We start from the raw sequence: 12,209 nt of genomic DNA, 5'->3' as shown, positions 1-12,209 counted from the left end.
CTCGCGTATTGACAATCTGTAGCTGGCATCTGCCCGTGGATATCAGCTTCTTCGGCTGTCTTGCCCAAGCGAACAAGGAAGCACCAAAGATGGAACTTAAAACAACACTCAAGGAATACACCGCGTCAGAGTTTCAGGCGTTGGTCGACAGAATCTGGGCTGTCGATTTACCCAAGCAGGATCATGACCGACTCATCAATCATTTTGACCGGATCGTCGGTCATCCCCTAGGCGCAGACTTGCTGTTTTACGCCGACAACAGATTTTTTTCGAACAGCTCGGAGCTGGTCGTGCATAACGTCAGAAACTGGCATGAACAGCAAGGCCTTGCTGCATTCCAGAACGAGGCTGACTCCGCCCCGCGTCCATCGTTACCGGCGAGCCCTGTCGCCCGCAGCCTGATGGAGGTGGAAGAAATTGCCGCGAACGTGGCCAGTTCAGAACAAGCCGTGGAAATGGCATTCGGCGTTTTTGAGCGGGGTATCCAGCATTCGCAAAGTCAACAGAGCGCTCCGTTGGCTATCGCTGAGCAGGAGGCGAGCATACGTGCCCTGGAGCTTGCTCAGCACGAAACCTTGAAAGCCGTCAGCAAGTTCGAATTCCATAAAACTAGCATTGAATTCGCCAAAAAAAGTGCTCAGAGGAACCTGGATTATGTGCGGCCAGAGCAAGCGCAGTGGCAGGGCATCGCACAACAGATCAATGCCATACACGACCGTTACATTGCGCTATCGGTCACCATTGCTCCGCGGCATCGTGCGCTTCATGACCAGGCCGAAGCATTATTGCAGGAGGCGCAGGAGCAATTGATTCGTTCTCGTACCCAGGTCGGCGCCGTGTCGGCGCAAACCACTCACTTGACGACTGCGTCACTGCTCGTTGCCAATAAACGCCCCGACATTCTGCTGGATCGAGCGCCATCGATGCTGCTGTTTTCTCAACAGGTTGACCTGCAAAAAGCCATTCGTTCGGCTGTCGCAGAATTTACCTGGCGCAATACGTCAGGCGAGCTGAGTGATGAGAACCAATGCGCAGGTGTACTTAAATTCGAATTTTCCAGCCGCGCGGAGACTAAGATTTTTGGCCTCAGCGTTCCCTTATTCGAGTTGCAGCCGCTGGAGGGGCAGGATTGGCAGGCGCTGGCGGCAGACGGGGGCGAGGTCGATGTTCTTTTCAGAATGGGCACCGCTGTCGTACCCAGTAAACCCGGAACGATGTTCAAGGGGTTGCGCGAGATCAAGGAGCTGGAACAGGTTTACATTACGCCGTCGCCGCTAAAACCTCCGACCTCCCGGGTAAGGGTCAGATTGGCGCATTATGACGAGCAACTCAACACTTACAGTTTCACCGCTGACGGCACCGCACCGATCATCGTTCGCTGGTCTGATCCGGCCCCCCTCGAAAGAAGTGTTCCCGCAGCACCAACGGTATCGCCTCGCCTGGGGTTTGTTCAATCCTCGCCAGTGCCCACCCTCGAGCCTCTTGCGGGCGAAGGGAAAGACCTGCGGATCGACGATTATATCGTCGTCTTTCCCTCCGAATCAGAGCTTGACCCGCTGTACGTCATATTCACAAGTCGACGGTGAGCATCCGGTTAAACCGGTGCAGTACGAAGCGTTCGATCACGTCCATCGCCAACGGCAAAGCTCCGGGCATGATCGCGCTACCGTTCAGCACCCATTCAGGCTCACTGAGTCAGGGCTTCTTCATCTGCTCGCGCAGGCGTTCTTCCTGCTCGCGCAGTTTCGAGGTGAATTCGTCACCGAAATCCTCGGCCTCATACACCTGGCGAATCTCGATTTCGGCGTCGGTGCCCGGCATCGGGTTGGGGCAGCGCTTGACCCAGTCGATCGCTTCCTGTTTCGACTTCACCTGCCATAACCAATAGCCGGCGATCAATTCCCTGGTTTCGGCGAACGGGCCGTCGATGACCGTGCGCTGGTCTCCCGAGAAACGCACTCGGGCACCCTTGCTGCTGGGCTGCAGCCCGTCGCAGTCGATGAGGACGCCGGCCTTGACCAGTTCCTCGTTGAAGTTGCCCATGGCGGTCATCAGTTCTTCGCTGGGCAGGATGCCGGCTTCGGAATCCGGGCTGGCTTTCACAAAAATCATGAATCGCATGGTCTTGTCTCCGCTGGATGTGAGTGACTCAGTGCTAGTCGAATGACGCTGTCCCTAATCGACAACGCTGCGCACGAAAGATCACTGCAACTTGTCCTGACACCCAGGCTTCCTGTAGGCGCCGGATGAATCGCGGGTTTTTGTATCCAGTTTTGCGGCTTACTGAATGACAATTTGTATCCGGGCATAGGTCGCCAGATCATTTCATGGTTAACTTCGACCTCGTCAAAAATCTCCACATCAACGATCAGAAGGACTACGTTCATGGCTCAAGTCACTCTTAAAGGCAACCCGGTTCAAGTCAATGGCGAACTGCCACAAGCCGGTTCCAAGGCGCCAGCCTTTTCCCTGGTGGCGGGCAATCTGTCCGACAAAACCCTGGCAGACTTCGCCGGCAAGCGTAAAGTGTTGAACATCTTCCCGAGCGTCGACACCCCGACCTGCGCCACTTCGGTCCGCAAGTTCAACGCCCAGGCCAACGACATCGCCAACACCGTGGTGCTGTGCATCTCCGCTGACCTGCCATTCGCCCAGGCCCGTTTCTGCGGCGCCGAAGGCCTGGACAACGTACAGAACCTGTCGACCCTGCGCGGTGCCGAGTTCATCCAGAACTACGGCGTGGCGATTGCTGACGGTCCGCTCAAAGGCCTGACTGCCCGTGCCGTCGTGGTCCTGGACGAAAACGACAATGTTCTGTACAGCGAACTGGTCAAGGAAATCGCTCAGGAACCGAACTACGACGCGGCCCTTGCGGTTCTGAAATAAGTAAAGCATTACAATTGTTAACGGCCTGGCCCTGTCCAGGCCGTTTTCATTTGTGTTTCAGTGTCTTGGACAAACCTCCTGATACGTAAGCCAAAGGTAAATTGCCGGTAAAGGCGCTTTGCTAAACGTCCTCCAGTGCTTATCGTTCAGCCTCCCGTAGAAAAAGCCCACGCGCCCAATGGTTGATCATTCAATGCAATCCTCTGCTTCCCGTAGTCCTCGTCGCTGGCTGTTCGGCCTGCTTGTGCTGTTGGTCATCGCCGTCCTGTGCTGGAAATTCTGGCCTGGCGGTGATGCGCCAAAAGAAGGCACGGGGCAAAAAGCCGTGTCCGGGCAGACCGGTCGATCGGGGGGCATGCGTCCGGGCTTCGGTGGCGCGGCCGGCCCGGTGCCGGTGCGGGTGGCGCCGGCGGTGAAGGGCGACTTCCCGCTGTACTACAAGGCGTTGGGCACCGTGACGGCGCAGAACACCATCAATGTGCGCAGCCGGGTCGGCGGCGAACTGATCAAGATTGCGTTCGAAGAAGGGCAGATGGTCAAGGCGGGCGATCTGCTGGCCGAGATCGATCCGCGTCCCTACCAGAACGCCTTGCTCCAGGCTGAAGGCACCTTGCTGCAGAACCAGGCGCAACTGAAGAACGCCCAGGTCGACGTCGAACGTTACCGCGGCTTGTATCGCGAGGACAGTATCGCCAAGCAGACCCTGGACACCGCCGAAGCGCTGGTGGGCCAGTATCAGGGCACGGTCAAGACCAACCAGGCGGCGGTCAACGACGCCAGGCTCAATCTCGAATTCACCCGGATCCGCGCCCCGATCACCGGCCGCGTGGGCCTGCGTCAGCTGGACGTCGGCAACCTCGTCGCCGCCAATGACACCACGGCGCTGGCCATCATCACCCAGACCCAACCGATCAGCGTGGCCTTTACCCTGCCGGAAAACAGCCTTGACGTGGTACTGGCCCGCTATCGCACCGGCGCCAAACTGCCCGCCGAAGCCTGGGACCGTGGCGATACCAAGTTGCAGGCCACCGGCGTGTTACAGAGCCTGGACAACCAGATCGACGTCACTACCGGCACCTTGAAATTCAAGGCGCGCTACGAGAACCGTGACCAGGCGTTGTTCCCCAATCAGTTCGTCAACGTCCACCTGCTGGCCGACACGCTCAAGAACGTCGTGCTGGTGCCCTCGGCGGCGATCCAGTTCGGCACCAACGGCACCTTCGTCTACGCGATGGAAGGCGACAAGAAGGTCACGATCCGTCAGTTGAAAGTGGGCTCCAGCGATGGCGACAACACCGTCATCACCGAGGGCCTGGCCGCCGGTGATCGAGTGGTGCTGGAAGGCACCGACCGCCTGAAAGAGGGCAGTGAAGTGGAAGTGGTCAACGACAGCAAGGATGTGCCGACCACCCCCACCGAGCATCTGCAAGGCAAGTCGGCCGCCACCGCGCCTGACACGACCGTCACCGACAAGGCGAAAAAGGGCGGCGCATGAACATCTCGCGGCTGTTCATCCTTCGCCCGGTCGCCACGACCCTGAGCATGCTGGCCATTATCCTGGCGGGCGTGATCGCTTATCGGTTGCTGCCGGTATCGGCCTTGCCCCAGGTGGATTACCCGACCATTCGCGTCATGACGCTGTACCCCGGCGCCAGCCCGGATGTGATGACCAGCGCCGTGACCGCACCACTGGAGCGTCAGTTCGGGCAGATGCCCGGCCTGACCCAGATGGCCTCGACCAGTTCCGGCGGCGCCTCGGTGCTGACCCTGCGCTTCAGTCTCGACATCAACATGGACGTCGCCGAACAGCAGGTCCAGGCGGCGATCAACGCCGCGACCAATCTGCTGCCCAAGGACTTGCCGGCGCCACCGGTGTACAACAAGGTCAACCCGGCGGACACCCCGGTGTTGACCCTGGCCATCACCTCTAAGACCATGTTGTTGCCCAAGCTCAACGATCTGGTCGACACCCGCATGGCGCAGAAGATCGCCCAGATCAGCGGCGTCGGCATGGTCAGCATCGCCGGTGGCCAGCGTCAGGCGGTACGGATCAAGGTCAACCCAGAGGCCCTGGCGGCCAACGGCCTGAACCTGTCCGACGTGCGGACCCTGATCGGCGCCTCCAACGTCAACCAGCCCAAGGGTAACTTCGACGGCCCGACCCGGGTGTCGATGCTCGATGCCAACGACCAGCTGACCTCGCCCAAGGATTACGCCAACCTGATCCTGGCTTACGCCAACGGCGCACCGCTGCGGCTCAAGGACGTGGCAGAGATCGTCGACGGCGCCGAGAACGAGCGACTGGCGGCCTGGGCCAATGAAAACCAGGCGGTCTTGCTGAACATCCAGCGCCAGCCCGGCGCCAACGTCATCGAAGTGGTCGACCGGATCAAGGCCTTGCTGCCCAGCATCACCGACAACTTGCCGGCCGGTCTCGATGTGGTGGTGCTCACCGACCGCACCCAGACCATCCGCGCCTCCGTCACCGACGTGCAGCACGAATTGCTGATCGCCATTGCCCTGGTGGTGATGGTGACCTTCCTGTTCCTGCGCCGCGCCAGTGCCACGATCATTCCGTCGGTGGCCGTGCCGCTGTCGCTGATCGGTACCTTCGGGGTGATGTACCTCGCCGGTTTCTCTGTCAACAACCTGACCCTGATGGCCCTGACCATCGCCACCGGTTTCGTGGTGGACGATGCGATCGTGATGCTGGAGAACATTTCCCGCTACATCGAAGAGGGCGACAGCCCGCTGAACGCGGCGCTCAAGGGCGCCAAGCAGATCGGTTTCACCCTGGTGTCCCTGACCCTGTCGCTGATCGCGGTGCTGATTCCGCTGTTGTTCATGGCGGACGTAGTGGGGCGCCTGTTCCGCGAGTTTGCGATCACCCTGGCGGTGGCCATCCTGATCTCGCTGGTGGTGTCCCTGACCTTGACGCCGATGATGTGCGCGCGGTTGCTCAAGCGTGAACCAAAGGAGGAAGAACAGGGCCGTTTCTACCGGGCCAGCGGCGCGATAATTGATTGGATGATCGCGGCTTACGGTCGCAAGTTAAAGTGGGTTCTCAAGCACCAACCGCTGACGTTGCTGGTGGCCATCGGCACCCTGGCGCTGACCGTGTTCCTGTACATGGTGGTGCCCAAGGGCTTCTTTCCGGTGCAGGACACCGGGGTGATCCAGGGCATTTCCGAGGCGCCGCAGTCGATTTCCTTTGCAGCCATGAGTGAGCGGCAACAGGAACTGGCCAAGGTGATTCTTGCCGACCCGGCGGTGGAAAGCCTGTCGTCCTACATCGGGGTCGACGGCGATAACTCGACGCTCAACAGCGGCCGATTGCTGATCAACCTCAAGTCCCACAGCAACCGTGACCTGAGCGCGACCGAAGTGATTGCGCGCCTGCAACCCGAGCTGGACAAGCTGACCGGCATCCGCCTGTTCATGCAGCCGGTGCAGGACTTGACCATCGAAGACCGGGTCAGTCGCACCCAGTACCAATTCAGCATGTCATCGCCCGATTCCGAGTTGCTCAGCCTGTGGAGCGGCCGTCTGGTGGAGGCCCTGGCCGGTCGGCCGGAGTTGACCGACGTCGCCAGCGACTTGCAGGACAAAGGCTTGCAGGTCTACCTGGTGATCGATCGTGACGCGGCGTCGCGGGTAGGGGTATCCGTGTCGAACATCACCGATGCGCTGTACGACGCCTTTGGCCAGCGGCAGATTTCCACCATCTACACCCAGGCCAGCCAGTACCGCGTGGTCCTGCAATCACAGGCCGGCGAGAAGATCGGCCCGGACGCGCTGAATCAGATTCACGTCAAGACCACCGATGGCGGGCAAGTGCGCCTGTCCAGCCTGGCGCGACTCGAAGAGCGCCAGGCGCAACTGGCGATCACCCACATCGGCCAGTTCCCGGCGGTGATGATGTCGTTCAACCTGGCACCCGGCGTGGCGCTGGGGCATGCGGTGGACATCATCGAACAGGTGCAACAGGACATCGGCATGCCGATCGGCGTGCAGACCCGGTTCCAGGGCGCGGCCGAGGCATTCCAGGCCTCGCTGTCGAGCACCTTGCTGCTGATCCTGGCGGCGGTGGTGACCATGTACATCGTGCTCGGCGTGCTGTACGAGAGCTATATCCACCCGATCACCATCCTCTCGACCTTGCCCTCGGCGGCGGTCGGCGCCTTGCTCGCGCTGCTGTTGAGCGGCAACGACCTGGGGATGATCGCGATCATCGGCATCATCCTGCTGATCGGTATCGTGAAAAAGAACGCGATCATGATGATCGACTTCGCCCTCGACGCTGAACGCAACCAGGGCCTGGACCCGGAAACGGCGATCTATCAGGCGGCACTGCTGCGCTTCCGGCCGATCCTGATGACGACACTCGCGGCGCTGTTTGGCGCGGTGCCGTTGATGCTGGCCACCGGATCCGGCGCTGAGTTGCGCCAACCGTTGGGCCTGGTGATGGTCGGTGGCTTGCTGATGAGTCAGGTACTGACGCTGTTCACCACCCCGGTGATTTACCTGTACTTCGACCGCCTTGGCCGTCGCTGGGGGCACAAGTCCGGGTCCGTGGAAGTGGTCGAACAGCCATGAACCTCTCCGGACCTTTCATCAAGCGCCCGGTCGCCACCCTGTTGCTGAGCCTGGCGATCATGCTGCTGGGCGGCGTGAGCTTTGGCTTGTTGCCGGTATCGCCGCTGCCGCAAATGGACTTCCCGGTGATCGTGGTCCAGGCCAGCCTGCCCGGCGCGAGCCCGGAAGTGATGGCCTCGACGGTGGCCACGCCGCTGGAACGCTCCTTCGGGGCGATTGCCGGCGTGAACACCATGAGCAGCCGGTCCAGCCAGGGCTCGACCCGGGTGATCCTGCAATTTGACCTCGATCGCGACATCAACGGCGCGGCGCGGGAAGTACAGGCGGCGATCAACGCCTCGCGCAACCTGCTGCCGAGCGGGATGCGCAGCATGCCGACTTATAAAAAGGTCAACCCGTCCCAGGCGCCGATCATGGTGCTGTCATTGACCTCGGACGTGCTGGAGAAAGGCCAGCTCTACGACCTGGCCTCGACCATCCTGTCCCAGAGCCTGTCCCAGGTGCAGGGCGTCGGCGAAGTGCAGATCGGCGGCAGTTCCCTGCCGGCGGTGCGCATCGAACTCGAGCCCCAGGCGCTGAACCAGTACGGCGTGGCGCTGGACGATGTGCGCAACACCATCGCCAATGCCAATGTGCGCAGGCCCAAAGGCTCGGTCGAAGACGGTCAGCGGCTATGGCAGGTGCAGGCCAACGATCAACTGGAGAAAGCCAAGGATTACGAGTCGCTGATCATCCATTACGCGGATGGCGCGGCCTTGCGCCTGAAGGATGTGGCCAAGGTCAGCGACGGCGTCGAGGACCGCTACAACAGCGGTTTCTTCAACGACGACGCGGCGGTCTTGCTGGTGATCAATCGCCAGGCCGGTGCCAACATCATCGAGACGGTCAACGAGATCAAGGCCCAGCTGCCGGCGTTGCAGGCGGTGCTGCCGGCCAGCGTCAAGCTGAACCTGGCGATGGACCGCTCGCCGGTGATCAAGGCGACCCTGCACGAAGCGGAAATGACCCTGTTGATTGCGGTGGCCCTGGTGATCCTGGTGGTGTTCCTGTTTCTGGGTAACTTTCGCGCGTCGTTGATCCCGACCCTGGCGGTGCCGGTGTCGCTGGTCGGCACTTTTGCGGTGATGTACCTCTACGGCTTCTCGCTGAATAACCTGTCGTTGATGGCGCTGATCCTGGCCACCGGGCTGGTGGTGGACGACGCCATCGTGGTGTTGGAGAACATTTCCCGGCACATCGACGAAGGCGTGCCGCCGATGAAGGCAGCCTACCTCGGGGCCCAGGAAGTCGGTTTCACCTTGCTGTCGATGAACGTGTCGCTGGTGGCGGTGTTCCTGTCGATCCTGTTCATGGGCGGGATCGTCGAAAGCCTGTTCCGCGAGTTCTCCATCACCCTGGCGGCGTCGATCGTGGTGTCGCTGCTGGTCTCGCTGACGCTGACGCCGATGCTCTGCGCCCGCTGGCTCAAGCCACACACGCCGGGGCAGGAAAACCGTCTGCAGCGCTGGAGCCAGCGGGCCAACGCGTGGATGGTCGGTAAATACGCCACCAGCCTCGACTGGGTGCTGCGTCACCGGCTGCTGACGCTGCTCAGTCTATTCGTGACAGTTGGCGTTAACATTGCTCTTTATGTCGTTGTTCCTAAAACATTTATGCCCCAGCAAGATACCGGCCAGCTGATCGGCTTCGTGCGCGGTGACGACGGGCTGTCGTTCACCGTGATGCAGCCGAAAATGGAAATCTTCCGGCGCGAAGTGCTCAAGGATCCGGCAGTGGAAAGCGTCGCCGGCTTCATCGGCGGCAACAACGGCACCAACAACGCCTTCATGCTGGTGCGCCTAAAACCGATCAAGGAACGTAACCTGTCCGCGCAGAAAGTCATTGAACGCCTGCGCAAGGAAATGCCCAAGGTCCCCGGGGCGCAGTTGATGCTGATGGCCGACCAGGACCTGCAGTTCGGCGGTGGCCGCGAACAGACCACGTCGCAATATTCATACATCCTGCAAAGCGGAGATCTGGGAGAGTTGCGCGAGTGGTACCCCAAGGTCGTGACCGCGCTCAAGGCGTTGCCGGAACTGACGGCGATCGACGCCCGTGAAGGCCGTGGCGCCCAGCAAGTCACGCTGATTGTCGATCGCGACCAGGCCAAACGCCTGGGCGTCGACATGGATATGGTCACCTCGGTGCTCAACAACGCCTACAGCCAGCGGCAGATATCGACGATCTACGACAGCCTCAACCAGTATCAGGTCGTGATGGAGGTCAACCCCAAATACGCCCAGGACCCGATCACCCTCAATCAGGTCCAGGTGATCACCGCCGACGGCGCGCGGATTCCGTTGTCGACCATCGCTCATTATGAAAACAGCCTGGAAGACGATCGGGTCAGCCACGAAGGCCAGTTCGCCTCGGAGAGCATTGCCTTCGACATGGCTGAAGGCGTGACGGTGGAGCAGGGCACGGCCGCCATCGAGCGGGCGATTGCCAGGGTCGGCTTGCCTGAAGCCGTGATCGCGAAAATGTCCGGGACCGCCGATGCGTTTGCCGCCACCCAGAAGAGCCAGCCGTGGATGATTCTCGGGGCGCTGGTGGCGGTGTACCTGGTGTTGGGCGTGCTGTATGAGAGCTACATTCATCCGCTGACCATTCTCTCGACCTTGCCGTCGGCCGGAGTGGGCGCGCTGCTGTCCATCTATGCGCTGGGCGGCGAGTTCAGCCTGATCTCGTTGCTCGGCCTGTTCCTGCTGATTGGCGTGGTGAAGAAAAACGCCATTCTGATGATCGATCTGGCCTTGCAGCTCGAACGGCATCAGGGCCTGGAACCTCTGGAATCGATCCGCAGTGCCTGCCTGCAACGTCTGCGGCCGATTCTGATGACCACGCTGGCCGCGATCCTGGGCGCGTTGCCGTTGCTGCTGGGCCGCGCCGAAGGGGCGGAAATGCGTCAGCCCCTGGGCCTGACCATCATCGGCGGGTTGATCTTCAGCCAGGTGTTGACCCTCTACACCACCCCGGTGGTTTACCTCTATCTCGACAAACTGCGCCATCGCTTCAATCACTGGCGTGGGGTGCGTACCGATGCTGCTCTGGAAACTCCGCTATGACTGACCATTCGCTGTTCAACCTTGCTGCACCCGTGGTCACGGCCCGAGGTTCGCGTTTACTCGGCCTGGCGCTGTGCGTGGCGCTGCTCAGCGCCTGCGCCATCGGCCCGGATTACCAGCGCCCGTCGGCCGCCGCGCCCGCCCAATACAAGGAAGCGGCCGGCTGGCGCCAGGCCAATCCGAGCGATGCCCTGGCTCGCGGTGCCTGGTGGGAGCTGTATGGCGATCGGCAGCTCAATGACCTGATCGTGAAACTCAACAGCGCCAACCAGACCGTCGCCCAGTCCGAAGCCCAGTACCGTCAGGCCCAGGCCCTGGTTCGCAGTGCCCGTGGGGCGTTTTTCCCCACCGTGAACCTGACTGTCGGTAAAGACCGTAGCAGCCAGGGTACCGGGAGCAGCAGCTCGAGCCTGACCAGTACCTCCAGCGGCATCCGGGACACTTACACCGCCCAGGCCGGGGTCAGTTGGGAGGCCGATGTCTGGGGCAAGCTGCGCCGGGGCCTTGAGGCCGATACGGCCAACGCCGAGGCGAGTTTTGCCGATCTGGCGGCGATGCGGTTGAGCCAGCAGTCGGAACTGGTGCAGAACTATCTGCAATTGCGGGTGATCGATGAGCAGAAACGCCTGCTTGAAGCGACAGTCGACGCCTATCGACGCTCGCTGACCATGACTCAAAACCAGTATCGCGCCGGGGTCTCCGGCAAGGACGCGGTGGCCCAGGCCACCACTCAGCTAAAAACGACCGAGGCCGAGCTGGTCGATCTGATCTGGCAGCGCGCCCAGTTCGAGAACGCCATCGCCGTGCTGGTCGGGCTGGCACCGGCGGATTTCAGCCTGGCCGAAACCCGGGACATCCCGGCCTTGCCGCAGGTGCCGCTGGCCTTGCCATCGCAATTGCTGGAACGCCGCCCGGACATCGCCGCCGCAGAACGCTCGGTCATGGCGGCCAATGCCAACATCGGCGTGGCCAAGGCTGCGTATTACCCGGACCTGACACTGAGCTTGAACGGTGGGTATAGCAGCAGCACCTCCAACAACTGGTTCAGCGTGCCCAACCGCTTTTGGTCGGTCGGTCCCCAACTGGCAATGACCTTGTTCGACGGTGGCCAGCGCTCGGCGGAAGTCGACCGCAGCGAAGCCGCCTACGACGAAACCGTGGCCAATTATCGCCAGACCGTGCTCGACGGCTTCCGCGAAGTGGAGAACTACCTGGTTCAACTCAAGGTGCTGGAAAACGAAGCAGGCGTACGCCAGGAAGCATTGGACGCGGCGCGTGAATCGCTGCGCCTGATCCAGAATCAGTACAAGGCCGGGGTGATCGCGTATCTCGACGTGGTGGTGGTGCAAGCTACTGCATTAAGTAACGAGCGTAACGTATTGAATTTACTGCAGAGTCGTTTGATTGCCAGCGTGCAATTGATCGCGGCGCTGGGTGGTGGATGGGATGGGGCGCAGATGAGTGAAAACCTGTAGGAGCTGGCTCGCCAGCGAAGGCGGACTCACATTCACCATCGATGTCGACTGACCCACCGCTGTCGCCGGCAAGCCGGCTCCTACAGGGGGCGGTGTTTTATCCCAAAACACGGTATCGGCCATGACCCAGTTTTCACTTCAAACAAGC

General features: G+C 61.0%; 7 protein-coding genes. 6 read left to right on the top strand and 1 reads right to left on the bottom strand.

Annotation, left to right across the window (positions count from 1 at the left end; translation table 11 throughout):
• Nucleotides 1-35 precede the first annotated feature (35 nt).
• Nucleotides 36-1,586, top strand: coding sequence for a bacteriocin immunity protein (locus J2W17_RS05875; RefSeq protein WP_307330621.1), 1,551 nt, complete (start codon nucleotides 36-38; stop codon nucleotides 1,584-1,586).
• 109 nt (nucleotides 1,587-1,695) lie between these two features.
• On the opposite strand, the gene J2W17_RS05870 is transcribed toward J2W17_RS05875, so the two are convergent.
• Nucleotides 1,696-2,121: a YciI family protein gene (locus tag J2W17_RS05870; RefSeq protein ID WP_307330618.1), complete on the bottom strand. Its 426-nt coding sequence runs from the start codon at nucleotides 2,119-2,121 to the stop codon at nucleotides 1,696-1,698.
• 264 nt (nucleotides 2,122-2,385) lie between these two features.
• On the opposite strand from J2W17_RS05870, the gene tpx reads away from it, so the two are divergent.
• The 5 genes from tpx to J2W17_RS05845 all read left to right on the top strand — a co-directional run bounded on the left by tpx (nucleotide 2,386) and on the right by J2W17_RS05845 (nucleotide 12,061).
• Nucleotides 2,386-2,886, top strand: a complete 501-nt coding sequence (gene tpx, locus J2W17_RS05865) for a thiol peroxidase (RefSeq protein WP_307330615.1) — start codon at nucleotides 2,386-2,388, stop codon at nucleotides 2,884-2,886.
• A gap of 178 nt (nucleotides 2,887-3,064) precedes the next feature.
• Nucleotides 3,065-4,381, top strand: coding sequence for an MdtA/MuxA family multidrug efflux RND transporter periplasmic adaptor subunit (locus J2W17_RS05860; RefSeq protein WP_307330612.1), 1,317 nt, complete (start codon nucleotides 3,065-3,067; stop codon nucleotides 4,379-4,381).
• Nucleotides 4,378-7,482 carry an MdtB/MuxB family multidrug efflux RND transporter permease subunit gene (locus tag J2W17_RS05855; RefSeq protein WP_307330609.1) on the top strand — a complete coding sequence of 1,035 codons (3,105 nt, stop codon included), beginning with the start codon at nucleotides 4,378-4,380 and terminating at the stop codon, nucleotides 7,480-7,482. The genes J2W17_RS05860 and J2W17_RS05855 overlap by 4 nt, the downstream gene beginning before the upstream one ends.
• Entirely contained in the window at nucleotides 7,479-10,586 is a 3,108-nt protein-coding gene (locus tag J2W17_RS05850; protein ID WP_307330606.1) for an efflux RND transporter permease subunit, read from the top strand. Before J2W17_RS05855 ends, J2W17_RS05850 begins: the two co-directional genes overlap by 4 nt.
• Nucleotides 10,583-12,061: an efflux transporter outer membrane subunit gene (locus J2W17_RS05845; protein WP_307330603.1), complete on the top strand. Its 1,479-nt coding sequence runs from the start codon at nucleotides 10,583-10,585 to the stop codon at nucleotides 12,059-12,061. Before J2W17_RS05850 ends, J2W17_RS05845 begins: the two co-directional genes overlap by 4 nt.
• Nucleotides 12,062-12,209 lie beyond the last annotated feature (148 nt).

Source organism: Pseudomonas lini, from assembly GCF_030812475.1.
Classification (GTDB): domain Bacteria; phylum Pseudomonadota; class Gammaproteobacteria; order Pseudomonadales; family Pseudomonadaceae; genus Aquipseudomonas; species Aquipseudomonas lini_A.
The sequence above is the reverse complement of the archived record's forward strand: the minus strand, read 5'-3'. Positions and strand labels throughout refer to the sequence as shown.